The organism is Azohydromonas australica DSM 1124 (genome assembly GCF_000430725.1).
Classification (GTDB): Bacteria; Pseudomonadota; Gammaproteobacteria; order Burkholderiales; family Burkholderiaceae_C; genus Azohydromonas; species Azohydromonas australica.
The window spans coordinates 17,785-34,854 of sequence record NZ_AUMO01000084.1 but is presented as its reverse complement, the minus strand read 5'-3'; the positions used below and the strand labels follow the sequence as shown (position 1 = coordinate 34,854).

Below are 17,070 nucleotides of genomic sequence, written 5' to 3'. Positions count from 1 at the left end.
TCCACTTCGCGGGTCACCTTGGCCTTGCCCTCCAGAACTTCGACCTTGGAGGCGAAGGTGGCCTGCGGCAGGTCGGCCAGCGCGGCGAGCATCTGGCCGGTCTGGTTGCAGTCGTCATCGATGGCCTGCTTGCCCAGGATCACCAGCCCGGGCTGCTCCTTGTCGATGAGCGCCTTGAGGATCTTGGCCACGGCCAGCGGCTGCAGCTCGAAGGATGGATCGTTGGGGGTCTCGACCAGGATGGCGCGGTCGGCGCCGATGGCCAGCGCCGTGCGCAGCGTCTCCTGGCACTGCGTGACGCCGCAGGAGACCGCGATGATCTCGGTGGCGACGCCCTTCTCCTTGAGGCGCACGGCCTCTTCGACGGCGATCTCGTCGAAGGGGTTCATGCTCATCTTCACGCCGGTGAGGTCCATGCCCGTGCCGTCGGACTTCACCCGAACCTTCACGTTGTAGTCCACCACCCGTTTCACGGGCACCAGAATCTTCATTGCTTCAACACTCCAGAGATCCAACGGGGAACAAGAAGAAGCCCCTTGGCGTATCAAGAATTCGTCGTGTCCACGGTGCACTTGCCGGTGCTGGCGGGACAGGTTGCCCTGCCGCAAGGAGGACGCTGTCGTTGTTCAGTTCAACATGCGGTGAACCGGCTGTCCCATGGAGGGCAGGCCTCCTGCAAAGATCAGCCTCGGTCGGGGACCGTTTCAACATCGGACTGACCTCTTGACTGTTGAGACTTGACAGTCCCATCCCGTCTCATGGGCGGCAAGCGCAGGCGTTGGTTGATGCGTTCGGACAAACCTCTACCGCATGGCGGTACGCGCGTCAGGACACTTTGATTCCAAAGCGCTTGATGATGTCCGCGTAGACCTTTGATTCCGCGCGCATGCGCTGTGTAAACGCGTCAGCGGGCAATGCAACCAGATCAGTGCCCAGCGTTGCCAGTCGGGATCGCATGTCCGTGCGCTTGAGAACAGCAAATGCGGCTTTTTCGAGAACCGACACCACGTCGCTTGGTGTCTTCGACGGAGCCAGCAAGCCGTACCAGGTGACGAAGTCGTCATCTTGCATGACGCCCATGGCTTCGCCCATTGTCGGCACGCTGGGCACCAGTGGCGAGCGTTGCGGCTGGGTAACTGCGAGGGCCACGAGCTTGTTGGCAGCTAAATGGGAAAGTAGTGGCGGAGCCCCGACAAGAGCGAACGAGACCTCACCGCCAATCGCTGCAATCACCGCAGGCGCAGCGCCTTTGTAGGGCACATGCACAAGATCCAGACCAAGTTGCGTGCGCATGACTTCGACAGCGATGTGCTGCGGTGAGCCGTTGCCCGGTGTGCCGATGGTGATACCGCCGGGCAACTTACGGGCAGCGTCGAGTGCTGCACGCAGCGTCTTCGCACCCAGTGCAGGGGCGGCCACAAGCACATTGGGTGATTGCGATATGAGCGCAATGGGTTTGAAGTCGCTCAGAGGCGAGTAAGGTACCTTGGCGGCCAATGACGGCGTGATCGTCAATTCCGGGTTGCCTGCCAGCAAGAGGGTGTATCCGTCCGGTGCTGCCTTCGCTGCGGCGTCTGCCCCCAGCATGCCCCCCGCCCCAGGCCGGTTGTCCACATTGAAGACTTGCCGTAGTTCGTCCGCCATGCTTTGACCGAGCAGGCGGGCGACGGCATCGGCACCACCACCGGCTGCATAGGGCACGATCATGCGCACAGGCGAGCTGGGGTAGCCTTGTGCTCGTGCAGCAGGTGCCATGCCGAGCGATGAAGCTGCCATGGCGGCCAGAATTTCCCTTCGATTCATGCTTGTCTCCGTTATGTTGGTTTCTTGGCACTTCAATCGAAGATTCGGCCTGGATTGAGCAGGCCTTCCGGGTCCAAGGCGTGCTTGAGCCGACGCATCAACGCGACTTCTTCCGCGGAGCGAGTCACGGACAGGTATTCCTTCTTCAAACGCCCTACGCCGTGCTCGGCACTGACCGTGCCGCCGCGACCGCGCAGTGCTCCGTAGGCAATCTCGTCCACCGCATGCACGCCGGCTTCATCGACCGGCCCGCTGATGATGTGCAAGTTGTTGTCGCCCAGGTGTCCGAGGAACAGGTGCTGCGCATCAGGCAGCTTTGCCTGAAGTGCAGCGTCCACTTCGCTGATGTAGGACGCCGTGTGAGCCCAGGGCATCCCGATGTCGAGCGTGGCAGCCGGCTTCAGGTGGGTCAGGATCTCCGGAATGGATTCCCGCAGCCGCCAGAAAGCCTCGCGGTGCGCGATCGTGGCGGCAACCGCACAGTCGATGATGTCACCGTCTTCCAGCGCCTTCTCCAGCGCAGCCTGCAGCGACTCCTCCATCGATTGCCCGGCCGATCCCGCCGCTTCCACCAGCACGTACCAGTCCGCATGCTGCGGCAGCGGCATGTCCTGACCAGTCAGGCGGGTTGCAAGGCGCACGAAGCGATCCGACATGAACTCGAACGCGCACAGGCCGGTACCCAGGCTCCGCTTGAGCGAGCGCAGGAGCTTGGGCAGCGACTCGAAGTCGGTAGCGGCGACCCACGCTGCCGCTATCTCGCCCATGGGCGGGTGCAGTCGCAACGTCAGACGCGTGATGATGCCCAGCGTGCCTTCGGTGCCTACGAACAGGAACCTCGGGTCCAGCCCCGTGCTGTTTTTGACCAGGCGCGTGAGCGATGACACCACGGTGCCGTCAGCCAGCACGGCCTCGACGCCCAGCACCGAGTCACGCATCGTGCCGTAGCGGATGACGCGAATGCCGCCAGCGTTCGTGGAAGCGTTGCCGCCGATCTGGCAGCTTCCGCGTGCGCCCAGATCGACTGCGAACATCCAGCCCTGCTGCGCTGCGGCATCTTGCACCTCCTGCAGGGTGGCACCTGCCTGAACCTGCATGACACCTTCAAGCGCGTCGATCTCCTCGATCTTGTTCATGCGCTCCAGGTTGATCACGACGTCGCCATCCGCCGGCACCCCGCCGCCCGCGACACCAGTCATGCCACCTTGTACCGTGATGCGGCGACCCTCTTCACGGCAGCGGCGCACGATGGCCGCGACTTCCTCGGTACTCCTGGGCCGCATAACCTCCCGCGGCTGCCCAACCGTAAGGCCGCTCCAGTCAGTGAGAAAGCGTTCTTCCACCACGGCACCGGCCGCGTTCTTTTCAAGCTGCTCCATGAGACCTCCGCTGAATCAGTGGTCGACCTTGGCTGTCACTGGCGTCGAGGTCGACGAGCCCATGGTGTGGGCCGTGTCGGGGCCGCCGTAATGCTCAATCAAGGCTGCCTGGTCGGCCTTGGCCTGGCGGTCCACTGCCTCGGGGTCGCAGATGGCGAGAAGCGCCCGGTGCATGCCCTCCAGCGTTTGTGCGTACGCGGGATCGCCTGCCAAGTCGTGCAGTTCCTCGGGGTCGGTTTGCAGGTCAAAGAGTTCGGGGCGGAATCCGACGTAGTAATGGTACTTCCAGCGTCCCTTGCGCAACATGAACCCGGCGGAGTTGCTGCCCGCGGCGTGGTACTCGCTCAAGATCGGCCGCTCGGGATCCGGGGCGGAGGTCGCCACCTCGAACAGCGAGCGTCCCGGGCGGTCCACCATCTCCGGCGTGGGATCGATGCCTGCGCCTTGCAGGATGGTGGGGAACAGGTCCAGCAGGTCCACCGGGGTGTCGCACACCGAGGGAGTGACGCCAGGGCCGGCCAGTAGCATCGGCACCTTCACGCTCTCCTCGTAGAGCGTGGACTTGCCCCAGACGCCGCGGGCGCCCAGGTTGTCACCGTGGTCAGAGGTGTAGACCACGTGCGTGCTGTTGGCCAAGCCGGCGTCTTGCAGCGCCGCCAGGATCTGGCCCACGTTATGGTCCATCCAGCTGCACAGGCCGTAGTACGCGGCAAAGGCGCGCAGCCGCTCATCGGGATCGGCAAAACGGTCTTCCGAGCCCATGAAGTCGGCATACTCCTGCACCCACGGATGGCGCTGGTAACCGGTGCTTGGATGCAGCTTCGGCTCGGGAAGCTTGTCGAGCGGGTAGAGGTTGTAGAACTCCTCAGGCACCACGAAGGGGAAGTGAGGCGCTACCAGGCCGATGTAGAGCACGAAGCCGCTCTCGTCACGGCGCTCGGCTGCCTCGTGCAGCCACTGCACGGCCCGCTTCGTCACGGAACGGTCGTACTGCGTGTACGTAGACTCGCCGGGACCCATCCACTCGCCCAGCATGCGCGGCCCGTTGGGGCGCGGGCGGAACGGGTCGCGGATGGAGCCCCAGACCATGCCGTGACCGCCAACAACGTGCATTGGCAGATGCTCGGCATCGAAACCGGCTGGATCCTCGGCATTGCGGTAATGCAGCTTGCCGATACTTTCGACGCGGATTTCATGGTCCTGCAGCACATGCCCCCAGCCGCGTTGCTCACCCGTATAGGGCATGGCGTTGTCCCACAGGCGCACCTGGTGCACCCTCAGGCCCGTTGCGAATGCTGCACGGGCAGGCACACAGATGGGGCTGGGCGTGTAGGCGTTGGTGAACCGGACCCCTCGATTGGCTAGCGCGTCGAGGTTGGGCGTCTTCACGAAGGGATGACCGGAGCATCCCATGATCCGCGGATCGTGCTCATCGGACATGATGACCACGACGTTCTTCTGTGCCATGACTTGTCTCCTAGCGTCGGACGGCAACGCCGTCCTATAGGAGACAGTTTGGTGAAAGCGGGCTCAGGTATCCAATACTGTCTTAGACTGGGCTGGTATTAGAAATTTATATACGTCGTGTCCAACAGCCGCCCATGCAAGCGCTCATCCCGGACCAGCTCGGCCATGACGTGCGCAATGGCGTCCCGAACGGCTGCTGCAGCGGGCGTCAAGGGTCGATCCTTGGGCCAGACCAATGCCTGCACCCGGGTCAGCTCGGGCTCGACGATCAAGCGACCTGCGACCGACTTGGCGGCCACTGCCTCTATGCAAGCGCTGACCGGCAAGACGGCATAGGCCAGTCCTTCCTTCACGATCGCGACCAGCATGGGTGGGCTGTTGAGCTCGTAGCGCACGTCCAGTGGCTGGTTGAGGGAGCTGGCGGCTCGCTCGATAATCTTGCGCAGGTCATGGCCACGGTCAGGCGCCGCCAATGGACGCTGGACGACCTCGGCAAACGGCAGTTGCTTGGGCTCACGGCGCATGGCGCCATAGGTGCCAAACAGCATGAAACGCTCTTCGAAGACGGGCAGCGCCTCCATGCCGAGAAGTTCGGACGCGCCGGGCATCAAGGCCAAGTGGACCTCGCCTGATTCCACCTGTCTGCGCACTTCGAACGAAAGAGCCTCCGTGACAGTCAACTCAACGTCGGGGTACAGATCCGTCACCCGGCGCAGCAACGGCGCAATCACGACGGCAGCCAGGGAACCGGCGATGGATACGCGAACCGGGCCGGATGGCCGCACCGGGCGTCCCTCGACATGATCTCGTAGGCTGTCAAACCCAGCCAGCAACTCGACGGCACGGGCATAAAGGCGGTGCCCCGCTTCTGACAGCTCGACCCCTCTGGCATGGCGCTCAAACAGCTTGGCACCGAGTTCCGCCTCCAGCGCTGCAATGTTCTGGCTCAGTGCCGGCTGTGCAACGCTGAGATGCTCGGCAGCGCGCGAAAAGCTGCGGCTACGGGCAATTTCAACGAAGTACCTCAGTTGACGCAATGTCAGGTGCATGGTCAGAGCCAAGGCTGAAGGTCAAAGCGTTGAAGTATCGGGCATTCCCGATGAAGCCGACGTGCTGGATCGGTGAAATCGCCGAGGTCTTGGTTCCTGCCATTGCTGGGAGCTGAGGTTCTGGCTCGCAAGGAGGAAGCAGCCACGCCGCGATGCATATGAACTTTATGAACGGCATGACGACGCTGCAGGAAATAGTTTTTCTTGAATTTCGAATGAAGCTGACTTGCCGGCTCTGAGTTGGTACATCATCGAAGGTACTGGCGCGCGGCAGTTTCTCCTTCGTGCAAGTAGCACCCGACACGGCCACGTGCTACTCGACATATGCGTGGTTGCTGAGAGCATGACGTATCTGTGCCCAATGAAAATTGCGGTTTGTATATAGAGTCCGCGAAGGAGCAGCGGCCTCAGCTGCGCTCACGGCGCACGACCTTTGAGCAGGCGCAGCAACCGCTTGCGCTCGACATCCTGCTGCGCAGCAGCCTCACGATGGCACGTGACATCAACGTCAATGCCGAACAGGCGCAGCGGTACCCCCTGCTCGTCACACACCATGCGACCGCGGCTTTCTGACCAGCGCACTGACCCGTCGGGACGCAGCATGCGAAAGTCGCATGCATACGGTCCGCGCTCTTTCACTGCCTGCTGCAAGGCAGCGCAGACCCGTTCGCGGTCCTGAGGGTGCACCAATGCCATGAAGTCATCGAACGTGCCGCCAAAGGTGCCGGGCACGAGTCCCAGTGTTCCTTCCAGATTGTCGGACCAGGTAATGTAGTCCTGTGCAATGTCCCAGTCGAAGGTGCACAAGCCGGCTGTAGCCATGGCCAGCCCCAGCGTCTGCTGCAGCGTGTTGAAAGCGGCTTGCGCATGCTCGCACTGCTTCCTCGTCGAGCGCAACGCGATTTCGGTCACGACTGAAGCAGCCAGATCCCGCAGCGCACCAAGGTCGTCGTCAGTCCAGATTCTTGGCGCCGAGTCGACGATAGCGAGCGTACCCACGGCGTGGCGTTCAATGCGCAACGGTACGCCGGCATAGGAAACGTACCGCTGCGTATCGAGTCCGCCATCGCACGCCCACCGGGCCTCGTTGCGAACGTCACCGACGGCCAGCGACTTGCCTGTGGCAATGACAAGCGAACACAACGACTGGTCCACCGGCAATTCACGCTGTGGCTTGGACGTCGATGCGGACAGGGACGCCACAATGCTCTTGCGAAACACCCGGCGCTCATCAACCAGCGAGATGAACGCTGTTTCGGTCCTGTAGAACTTTCTCGCAAGCTCCGCGATGCGATCGAACATCGGCTCTGATCGCGTGTCCAACAGCCGGGTGGCCGCTACTGCGGCAAGGCGGTCGGGATCACTCAGGCTGCCACCGCAGTCTGCCAATTTGAATGCCATGCCAAGCTCTCCCTGAATTGAACTTGCCTTGAGAGCGAGTGGAAACTGTCTGGCGTCGCTTCGGCAATGCGACATCGGCCCCAGTTCTCCCACCCACAAAGGTTCAGCCCATACACGGATGTCCGGTAATTCTCTGTGCTCGGCGTGAGGGCCGCCAGCTTTGGTACACGCGGACTCCAGTAAGCCATGGGGACGGCTGGAACACCCTCCTTTTACGCGTACGGCGGCGCCTGTAGAAGCGCGTTGGCCGACCAGTCACGATGACGTGCCCGCAGGCAGGTCCACGACGAGGGTCACGCTGAACGTGCTGCCCCGTCCCGGTGTGCTTTGCAGCTCAAGCTGCCCGCCCATCATTTCCACCAGGCGCCGCACGATGGACAGGCCCAGCCCCGTACCACCAAAGCGCCGCGTCGTGGAGCTGTCGGCCTGAGCGAAGGCCTCGAAGATTCGGGCCTGGGCCTCAGGCTCGATGCCTATGCCGGTATCGATCACTTCAAAGCGAAGTCTTGCTGTCTGCGGTGTTTGTTCCATCAGCTGTGCACGCAACGTCACCTGTCCAATCGAAGTGAACTTCACGGCATTGCCCATGAGGTTGATGAAAACCTGCTTGAGCCGAACGGGGTCGCCCATGACATGCCTGGGAAGATCGGCCGGCACTTCAGTTTGCAGTGCCAAGCCCTTGGCATCGGCCTGCGGCCGCACCATCTCGCATGCCGCCTGCAGCAGCCTGGGCAGTTCGAAGAGCACGCTCTCCAGGCGCATTTCTCCAGCCTCGATACGCGAGAGGTCCAGCACGTCGTTGACAACGGCCAGCAACTGCTCACCGGCTTGGTGTATGTGATCGACGAAGCGAGCGGCGTCCTGCGGCAACGTCTTGCGCTGCAGCAGCTGGCTCAGCCCGATGACGGCATTGAGCGGTGTGCGGATCTCGTGGCTCATGTGCGCCAGGAACGTGCTCTTGGCAAGGTTGGCCGCCTCGGCCTGGGCCGTGCGCAGCCGCAACGCCTCCTCCAGCGCCTTGCGCTCGGTCAGGTCCGTGACGACCCCGAGAAACCCCCGCGGTCTGTCCTGCTCGTCGCGCAGCACACTCAGGTTCAGCAGCCCCGGAAATCGAGTCCCATCCGCGCGGATGTACGTCCACTCGTTGCTTTCACGGCCATAGCGGCGCCTTTCGCGCAGCGGCTCGCCTTGGCCGGCTTCAAGCGCCTGCCGCACAGCCCGAGGAAGCAGATGTGCACGTGTACGACGCTCCAGGGGGTCGACGAAGTCCAGCACACGCCGGCCCAACGCTTGCGCCGCCGATAGCCCCAGCAGCGCCTCGCCAGCCGGGTTGAGCGTGGTAATGCGCCAGCGCAAGTCGGTGGCGATGATGGCGCTGGCTGCACTGTCAAGCACGGCACGCAATTCCGTGGTGCGCTGCTGCACCTGGTGCTCCAGCAACTCGCGCGCACTGCGCTGCTCGTGGATGTCGAGCGCCGCGCCGTACCAGCTCACGACGCGGCCCTCGGAATCGAGCAGCGGCTCACTGCGCACGTAATGCCAACGCCAAGCGCCGTCGTGACGCCGGATACGGTGCTCGCTTACAAAGCTACGTTGCACCTTGATGGCCTCGTGCCAGCGTGCCCACGCGGGCGGCTTGTCGTCAGGATGGATGGCTTGGAGCCAGCCGACGCCCAGGGCCTCCTCCAACGGCTGGCCGGTGTACTCGGTCCAGCGCCGGTTAAACCAGTCGACGCTGCCGGTGGAATCGTTGCTCCACAGCACGTCGGGCACCAGGTCCACGATGGCACGAAAGCGCGCCTCGCTCTCGCGTAGGGCGACCTCGGTTCGGGCACGATCGATCGTCGCGCAGGCGCGCTTGACGACTTCCTGCATCAGGTCCAGTTCGCTGAGCTTCCACGCATGACGCTCGGGAAAGTGGACCGAAAGCATGGCGACCAGCCGCCCTTGCCTGACCATCGGGGCGTTGGCCCAGGCTCCTGTGCCCATGGTGGCGAATGCCGTACGCAGGACGGCGTTCAGTCCCATGTCGCTGGTGACGTCGCCGCACGACACAGCCTGTCCGGCACGCAATTCCGCCTCGGCCCGCGGCCCGTAGTCTGCAAGCCGATGCAGGCCAATCAGTCCAGCCAAGCCGGGGGCGGGATCGGATGCAGCAAGCACGATTGCGTCTTCGTTGGCAGGCTGGGCAAAGGTGACGGTGGATGCATCGAGGTGTTCGCGCAGCAGACAACAAACTTCGCGCGGGATGGCCTGCGGATCGGCCAGCGAGCGCAGCACATCGCCCAACCGCACCAGGAAGGCGTGGCGGCTTTCACTTTCGCGCAGCAGGCTTTCGGCCTCACGACGGTCGTGAATGTCCACCGCTGCGCCGAACCACCGCACGATCTCGCCGCTGTCCGGGTTGCGGTGAGGAAGTGCGCGGGCCAGGAACCAGCGGTACTCGCCCGTGGCGGAGCGAATACGGTGCTCGACGCTGAACGCGCCACCACTGCGCACCGCTTGGTCAACAGCAGCCAACGACTTCGTGGCGTCCTCGGGATGGACGAAGCAAGCCACCAATTCGGCGGCATCGATGGGCTTGTGTGCCACGCCCGTGTACTCCGTCCAGCGCCAGTTGAAGAAATCGATCCGGCCATCCGGCTGGGCCGTCCAGACGATCTGCGGTACGGCATCGGCCATCAGCCTCATTTGTCGCTCGCTGTCGCGCGTGGCCAACTGGGCACGCTGTGCCTCCATGCTGCTGGCACGCAGCCGCTCGAACAGCAGGCGCTGCTCCTGCGGCAATGCCAAGTAGGAGGCTGCTTCGTCGGGTGGTCGCATGAGCTCAGTGACGTCTTCCACCCGGTGCAGTACCCAGCTCACATGGCCGTCAGCGCCGAGCACGGGCGTGTTGACGAGACTCCACCATTGCTCCTCGCCTCCACTGCTGCGGTATTGAGGTTGGCGGATGCGGTAGCACTGTGCCGGCATCACGTCGGTACAGCCCGTCGCGATCACGCGCTCCAGAGATGCACGCAAGCTGTCCACGACTGCCGTGGCTGCTTCGTGACAGGAGCCCGCAACGATGTCGAACAGGGTGCCTCCCAGCAGATCTTCGCGCCGCCGGCTCAGCATGTGCAGATACGCGTCATTGACGGCCACGATGCGCAGGTCAGGTACCGCAAGAACCAGCAGCGGTGCAGGTGTCGCCTCGAACACCGCACGAAAGTCCTCCACGGCATCGCCATCCGGCGAGGCCGGTACGGTCGCCCCCTGTGCGCTGCGTTCAGGCACCGCAGGCCAGGAAGCCGGCTCATGAGCTGCCATGCTCCTTGGCGATGCTTCCAGCACGGTGATGGACACCCCTGCGATCGAGCCTGAGTCGTCGCGCAGGGGGCTGCAGTAAATCGGCAGTGCATCTGGCTCGGCGTGCCAGGGCAACCCGTTGCCAACCACCTTGGTACCCGTTGCCAGCACTTGCTCGATCAGCGCAGTGAGCCTGTCCCGGCCATCACCCCAGGCTTGGCGCGCAGGCACACCGAACGCTGCGGGGTGGTGAGTGCCCACAAGGGTCACCGCGGCATCGTTGTACAGCTGCACAAGGTCGGCACCCCACCAGACAAAACACGGCATGGGCGAGGCAAGGCACAACTCGACGACGGTACGAAGGCTCTGCGGCCAGCTCAGCGTGTCGCCAAGCGACGTGGCCGCCCACTTGCAGCAGCGCACCAGCGTCGATGTCTCGCCCTCCTCGTACGGCCAGCCGCGCCGACCGCCTTCAGGCACCGCACTGGGAAGATGATTTGCAGGCATGGACGGATCGATTCAAGACGGGTCGAAACTGATTTCCCTTGCCAGCGCATCATGCCTGTGCGGCGCCGACCCAACTCAATCGCCAAGGAACATCCAATCCAGGGTTTTACCTCGGTGTATCGGTCGAGCATTTGAAGGCAATTGGTTGAGCCCGCACGCCGGTGTCTCTGCTGGAGCCGATACAGTAGGGCCAGGAACGACAGGAAAACCTGTACCAGGAACAATGCCGCACCTTGTCGAAAGGCATCCCCTGGTGCGGCGCGGTCAGGCGGCTCAGGGTTGGGTGCAGAAAATCTCCACGTTGGTGAAGATCCCCGCCGCGTAGCGGCCCTGCTCGCGCGGGCCGCAGCTGTAGCTCTTGCAGCCGTCGAACGGCACGTGGTAGTCCACGCCCGCGGTAGGCAGGTTCACCATTGGCAGGTTCGCTATGGGCATGCCCGCCTGCTCATGGCGCTTGAAGTGCGTAGCGTGCTTCAGGCTGGTGGTGCGCATCCTCAAGGCCAGGCCGAACGGCGTGTCGTTGGCCAGGGCCAGCATTTGGTCGTAGCCGTTCACGCGGATCACGCTCACCACTGGGCCGGAGGTATTTTCCTGGTTGATATGCATGCCCGATGTGGGGTCGGTGGACAGCGCCGGCTTTACGTAGGGCCCGGCGCACCCTCGCTGTTGCGGCCCACGGCTTCGCCACCGGCGGCCAGCCGCGCGTCCTTGGCTTTGCCCATGGCCACGTGCACCAGGTCCTACGCGATTTGCTTCCCGTCCACCACAGCGGCAATGTCAGTGCCGGCCTTGCGCACGTTCCACCTTGATGGAATTCATCTTTTCCACCATGGCAGCCTGGAACTGGGCATGGACGCCTTCGGTCGCGAAGTCGCGGCTGGAGGCCGTGCAGCGCTGGCCGGTAGGGAAAGTGCTGCTGTCGACCGCGCAGAACACCGACACGTTCAGGACGGCGAAACGCAAACCGTGCATGCGACGCTGCTGCGGCGCCGGCCATAACTGCCTCTGCGGCAACGGGCGCAATGAGTCTCAAGTCCGTTGTACCGAAGATTTTTGAGTCTGCCCGCAGGTCGTCGAAGCCGACACGTGGATCTTCAGTTCCTCGGTTAACCGGCCTCGACCTTGTCCACACGCGACAAGGTCCGTGCAAATTTCCTATGCCCATGTGGTCGTCCCAGCATCCACATCGACATAGTTTCGATTGATTGGAAAAAGCCATGTTCAGAGCGTTGACCGTCCCGCCACAAATTGAGTCACCACCGTTTACATAGCAACCTTTCCACGTGAGCTCAATTCACACCTTCGCTGCTCTGTCCAGCTTGCCAGCGTCCAGACAGATTTCAACGAGTTGACCTACATCTCGCCGTGGCGATGAATCGTCCGGCTGACCAGATCCCGCAAGCGCGCGATATCAAAGGGTTTGGGCAAGCAGGCACGAGCTCCGCCACTGAGCGCTTTTGCCTCTGCTGCGCTGCTGGCATCGGCGCTGACCACAATGACAGCCAGCTTTGGATCCATGCGCAACAGCTGCGCCAGGACTTCGTGCCCGTCCATGTCGGGCAGCCCCAGGTCCAGCAAGACGAGGTCTATGCCACCGCTTGCGACGATCTGCAGCGCTGCTGCGCCAGTGGCGCAGGTTTTCATGTGCAGGTTGGGCTCATGAGCGAGGACAGCGCGCATCACCTCGACGTTGACCTCGTTGTCCTCGACATACAGAACCTGGCCTTCCAGACAGTCCGCGCTTTCGGCCGCACCGCCGTGTTGTACACCGGCGTCGACCGCGGCCTGCGCCAGCTTCAACCACAGGGTGAAAGTGGCGCCCGCGCCAGGGACGCTGTGGACGTCGAGATGCCCACCCATGGCATGCGCCAGCTGGCGCGCAATGACCAGACCCAAGCCGGTCCCGGGTGTCGCAGATCGCTCCTGACCCAGCCGATTGAAAGGCACAAATAGGTTCCCGATCTGTTCGGCCGTGAGGCCTTGACCGGTGTCCTGCACCGCCACGCCTACCTCACCGGCCTCCTTCGTCAACGTCACTTGGACGCGCCCTCCCCGGCGGTTGTACTTGACGGCATTGCTCAGCAGGTTGAGCAGCACCTGCTGCAACCGGGTAGCGTCAGCCATCACCGCGACATCAGTGCCAACGGCTTCAACACTCATGGTCACGTCGCGCTGCCTCGCGGCGTCCTGCACCAGGGCGGCAGCGTCACGCAATGCCCGTAAAAGAGGCACCGGCTCCATCTCCAGAGCGATTTGGCCGGTTTCCAGCCGAGAGACGTCCAGGACGTCGTTGATCATCGAGAGCAGGTGCCAGCCCGCCCGTTCGACATGGGAAAGCCTGTCCTGCGCAGAGGGGTCGGCCTTGCAGCTCTCGCGCAGCAGTTGCGCGAACCCCAGGATGGCATTGAGCGGCGTGCGCAGTTCGTGGGACATGCGTGCCAGGAAGTCGTTTTTAGACCGGTTGGCCACTTCGGCCACCTCGCGGGCATGTTCGGCAGCCTGCAGCTTCCTTATTTCGGTCAGGTCGACCATGACGGCCACCAGGTGCAGTGGCCGCCCGTTGGTGCCTTGTGAAGCAGCCAGGCGCAGCAGTACCGGAATTTGCTCGCCGTCGCAACGCACCAGCGTGAGTTCCCGCGTCCAGCCGTTCGTGTCACCGCGAACCACTGCGGCGAACAGTGGTGCAATTTCGTCGCGCAGTGCTGGCAGCACGAAGTCAAGCAACATCAGCTTGCCTTCGCAGGGCCTGTTGTCGCAGCCGGCAATGCGCGCGCCTTCCGGGTTCATGCGCTCGATGCGCCCGTCGAGTCCGACGTACAAAATCCCTACCAGCGCCGCGTCAAACAGACTTTGCAGCCGAGCCTCGCTGGCCTGCAAGGCCTGCGTGCGTTGGTCCACCAGTTCCCTGATGCGCGAGGCACGGCCAGATACCGTGAAGATGAAGGCCACCAGGAAAGCACTGCCCAGCAGCGCCAACGCGTACACGCTCCAGGTACTGGAAGTCCGGTTCTGCACCGCGTAGTCAGGTAGCGCCGTCACACGCAGCGTGAGCGGCTTGCCTCCTACGGTGACGGGCACATCGCGCTGCAGCCGCCTTCGCGATGCGCCGCAGTCCGCATCACCGGCCAGTCGCCGCAGGGAGCTGTCCTGTGACAGCATCAGGCAGCGCTGTGAGGGAAACCTCATGCGCAAGGCCTGAAGCAGTTGCTCCAGCGGTACCGTGAAGTAGACAGCGCCATCGCCGGGTATTGCCCACACCAGTTCCGGCTGGTCGCGCAAGCGCAGCATCGATTCAACAAGCTGCCCCGCATTGGCCTTTTGCAAAAGAAGCTGCAAGTCGGCATCTTGTGGCGCAGGCTTGGCAAGCCAGTGCAGCGACGCACCTTCAGGCAGTAGCGCCTGTAGCGGGCGCACCAGGCGGGCTCGGCTGACCAGATCAGTGTCGACTGGAATCTGCCTCACCTGGCCAGTGAGTGCCGATGCCACCGCGTCAAGTTGGTGCACGGCGCTGGTGAAGGCATCGGTCTGCATGCGCACGTCGGCATCGAACTGGTTCTCCACACGGCGCCGCTCCCAATTGGAGGATGCAAACAACACGGCTGTCATCAACACCGCCGTGACCAGCAAAGGCGCCAGGACTGCCGCGCGTCGCTCACGCCACACATGGCTCGGCCGGCCGAACAGCGGCACAAACACCGGTGCAAGCAGTAAAGCACCAAGACTGTCGCTGGCCCACCAGCGATAGAAGGTAAACGCGATGTCCGTGGACGGCATCCGTCCCTCAAGCTGGAGTGCAGGCATGCCCAGCGCAGGTGCCAGCCAACAAGTGGCCGGGCCTACGACGGCGACCAGCCACACTGCCGTGGCGTCCGTGCTCAGTCCAGGGTCTGCCTTGAGGAAACGCCGTGCCAGCAGACCGCCCGCAAGTGCCTGCACTGTCACGGCCGCAGCCAGCCACAGTTCGAAAAGCAGCGTGTAGGGTGCCGGTCCAAAAGTGCCCCCGGTCAGCAGCGACAGCAGCACCCTCCCGAGAAATACCGCCGGCGCCACACCAGGACCCCAGACCAGCACTGCGCCGGCAGCCACGCCTGCGGGCAGGAACACGGGTGACGGGATGGCAAAACGCAGCGAGAAGAGCACCGTCACAGCCCCTGCTGCGCCATAGACCGCGGCCACCAGCAACAGTCGTGGGATGGCGATCATGGTGGGTGCCCTACCGGGTCCCTCGCGAGGCATGCCGATCTCCACAGCCAACTCCTTCTGGCAGCGTTGCACTCACTACGGGCCACTGCCGGCCGGGCGATGCAGCCCGCCCTTTTCCTGGCACTGGACATGCCTGAAAATATCCGTCAATCCTGGCGCCCGCATGGACCGATTCTGCCAATGGCCATGATGGGCACCGTCTAGCGTCGCATGTCTGAAAACGGTTCGCCGCTTCCCGGCCAGCATGGTTGATGGGATGCCTATCGCCAGGGACGGCTGTGAGCCTCAGCGGCCGGAGTGCTGGCGGCACCGCACGGCTAGGGCCCTGCCCGGGATGGATTTGGTTGCTGGACGATTCTCATACCAGTGACCAAAGCCGTGTCTGACCACATGTGGCGCTGTTCGCGTTATGTGTTGATGAGCTGGTGGCCGAGGCCTGAGATGATGAAGTGTTCGGGCTTGATGCCGTCCTTGAACCACTCCCACATGCGCATCCATGCCAGGTCATTCGGCAGGCACTTGGTTGCCACCCCACGAAACGCCCGTTGATCCAGGCCTTGAGCCGCGCGTGGTAGTTGTTGACGGTTTGCACGTGGCCAACACCGTCCTGCACCCGGCCGTCGTAAGTCACCGCGATGGACTTCACAGTGACGCCGGGTCCAGCATGTGCTGTGCGCGTGAAGATGCAGTCGCTTGACGCAGCTTGTTGCATGACCCGTTGAAGCGGGAGAAAGGCAGCGGTGCCGCTATAGATGCTTACGCAACTGTTTTAGATATATGCGCGATTGATGCCTACAAAGCTGTCGTGCACACGTTGGCGCTATTGGGTAGCGCTGCCGACACGAGACTCCCATCGCCTCCACGTCGAGTTACGTTTTCGGGACTCGGCCTTGCGACGTCCGTAGATCTTCAGTACTCGTTTCCGCGATCTTGCCAATAGTGCCAGTCCGCAACAGCCTCGCACGTGGCTTTGTCGCGGCTATGGCACTCCAGCTGCCCGAGCGGCACAGCGAGCTCGGAATCGCCATACTCGATACGCACGTACACCTCCGACATGCAGTCGTCCTCCGGAGCCATGCCCAGTACTTTCACTTTCTCGCCTGCTTTCAGCGGCGATGTGGTGCGCTCGAGACGGCAGGTCGCGACGAATGGCACATGCAGGTGGTCTTCCAGGTAGTAATACCAACCCATCGCTCGTTCAGTTTCGTCGTACGCATCCACGACGATCTCGTAGGCGATGCGTTCTTCACGAGCCGGGTCCTGTTTTGCATGGCGTGGCATGGCGATTCCTCCTCAAGGTAAATATTGAAGTGGTTAGCTTGTGAATGCAGCAAACGTCAGGACCAGGCGCTGGCGCTGCCTGCACTGGCATCATTGAGGCGTCCAACGCCAACGCGTTGATGCTGCTTGAGCCCTGTACTGGGCGTCGTGCCTTGAATCTGCATGCACGGTTCGCCAGCAGCGCAGCCTCTGCGGTGCGGCCAACTTGGGAACAGGTTCTACAGCGACGCATCACCGCTCGAGGTTCAACCATATTTGAACCTTTTACCGGATACGGTTCAAATATGTCTTGGTACGGCAGCGCTGCTTGTGGCCGACATGGCCGCTCCAGCAAGCCGTCTGCCACTTTGTGCGCAGTGACCGCTTAAGTTTCAACACGCCCGGGCACCCTGCTGAAAGCATGCTGCGACAGCTTCGGCCAGCCGGGTCACTGGTCTTCGACATGGCGCCCATTCAGGCCGCCTGCAAGGCCAGCGGCGTTGACTTCGACCAAGTCGTGGAGGGTGGCGAGCGCATCGTCGAAGTCTTCACAGCCACCTGGCACAAGGCGCATCTTCAGCACGGTGGCAAACCGGATCCGGTACTGGAGGACTTCATAGAGGAGGCGCGGCTCGAAAGCAAGCACGGCAAAAGTTTCGTCTATCCGCCAGGATGCTCCTAGCAAACGGCCTCTCGACGCCGGCGAGAGACTG

General features: G+C 62.9%; 10 protein-coding genes and 2 pseudogenes. All 12 read right to left on the bottom strand.

Annotated elements, in window-relative coordinates; translation table 11 throughout:
- Positions 1–491, bottom strand: a 491-nt coding sequence (locus tag H537_RS0114415) for an electron transfer flavoprotein subunit beta/FixA family protein (protein ID WP_028998477.1), incomplete at its 3' end; no start/stop codon positions are given.
- 334 nt (positions 492–825) lie between these two features.
- A complete protein-coding gene (locus H537_RS43065; protein ID WP_043458840.1) occupies positions 826–1,803 on the bottom strand; it encodes a Bug family tripartite tricarboxylate transporter substrate binding protein in 978 nt (325 codons plus the stop codon).
- A gap of 32 nt (positions 1,804–1,835) precedes the next feature.
- Positions 1,836–3,182, bottom strand: a complete 1,347-nt coding sequence (locus H537_RS0114405) for an FAD-binding oxidoreductase (RefSeq protein ID WP_051242630.1) — start codon at positions 3,180–3,182, stop codon at positions 1,836–1,838.
- Positions 3,183–3,197: 15 nt separating this feature from the next.
- Positions 3,198–4,649, bottom strand: a complete 1,452-nt coding sequence (locus tag H537_RS0114400; RefSeq protein ID WP_028998474.1) for a sulfatase family protein — start codon at positions 4,647–4,649, stop codon at positions 3,198–3,200.
- A 98-nt stretch (positions 4,650–4,747) separates the two neighbouring features.
- The gene (locus H537_RS0114395; RefSeq protein ID WP_051242632.1) at positions 4,748–5,698 is read right to left on the bottom strand and encodes a LysR family transcriptional regulator; all 951 of its coding nucleotides are present in this window, start codon (positions 5,696–5,698) and stop codon (positions 4,748–4,750) included.
- Between the two features lie 417 nt (positions 5,699–6,115).
- On the bottom strand, positions 6,116–7,099 hold the full coding sequence (locus H537_RS0114390) for a PAS domain-containing protein (RefSeq protein ID WP_169517006.1): 984 nt from the start codon (positions 7,097–7,099) through the stop codon (positions 6,116–6,118).
- Positions 7,100–7,354: 255 nt separating this feature from the next.
- A complete protein-coding gene (locus H537_RS49265) occupies positions 7,355–10,894 on the bottom strand; it encodes a PAS domain S-box protein (protein ID WP_084150674.1) in 3,540 nt (1,179 codons plus the stop codon).
- A 273-nt stretch (positions 10,895–11,167) separates the two neighbouring features.
- Positions 11,168–11,866 (bottom strand): annotated as a pseudogene (locus H537_RS51050) (aldehyde dehydrogenase family protein).
- Positions 11,867–12,247: 381 nt separating this feature from the next.
- On the bottom strand, positions 12,248–15,097 hold the full coding sequence (locus H537_RS49250) for an ATP-binding protein (protein WP_169517005.1): 2,850 nt from the start codon (positions 15,095–15,097) through the stop codon (positions 12,248–12,250).
- A 407-nt stretch (positions 15,098–15,504) separates the two neighbouring features.
- Positions 15,505–15,773 (bottom strand): annotated as a pseudogene (locus tag H537_RS54415) (IS1595-like element ISCARN29 family transposase); the annotation flags it as partial.
- Between the two features lie 233 nt (positions 15,774–16,006).
- Complete coding sequence (locus H537_RS0114350; RefSeq protein WP_028998468.1) at positions 16,007–16,378, bottom strand: calcium-binding protein; 372 nt, start codon at positions 16,376–16,378, stop codon at positions 16,007–16,009.
- Between the two features lie 427 nt (positions 16,379–16,805).
- Positions 16,806–17,003, bottom strand: coding sequence for a hypothetical protein (locus H537_RS52850; protein WP_156901714.1), 198 nt, complete (start codon positions 17,001–17,003; stop codon positions 16,806–16,808).
- Positions 17,004–17,070 lie beyond the last annotated feature (67 nt).

Excerpts from the sequence above, each read along its gene's own strand:
- H537_RS0114390 (WP_169517006.1), bottom strand. The coding sequence starts at position 7,099 with ATGGCATTCAAATTGGCAGACTGCGGTGGCAGCCTGAGTGATCCCGAC.
- H537_RS49265 (WP_084150674.1), bottom strand. The coding sequence starts at position 10,894 with ATGCCTGCAAATCATCTTCCCAGTGCGGTGCCTGAAGGCGGTCGGCGC.
- H537_RS0114400 (WP_028998474.1), bottom strand. The coding sequence starts at position 4,649 with ATGGCACAGAAGAACGTCGTGGTCATCATGTCCGATGAGCACGATCCG.
- H537_RS43065 (WP_043458840.1), bottom strand. The coding sequence starts at position 1,803 with ATGAATCGAAGGGAAATTCTGGCCGCCATGGCAGCTTCATCGCTCGGC.
- H537_RS0114395 (WP_051242632.1), bottom strand. The coding sequence starts at position 5,698 with ATGCACCTGACATTGCGTCAACTGAGGTACTTCGTTGAAATTGCCCGT.
- H537_RS49250 (WP_169517005.1), bottom strand. The coding sequence starts at position 15,097 with ATGATCGCCATCCCACGACTGTTGCTGGTGGCCGCGGTCTATGGCGCA.
- H537_RS0114350 (WP_028998468.1), bottom strand. The coding sequence starts at position 16,378 with ATGCCACGCCATGCAAAACAGGACCCGGCTCGTGAAGAACGCATCGCC.
- H537_RS0114405 (WP_051242630.1), bottom strand. The coding sequence starts at position 3,182 with ATGGAGCAGCTTGAAAAGAACGCGGCCGGTGCCGTGGTGGAAGAACGC.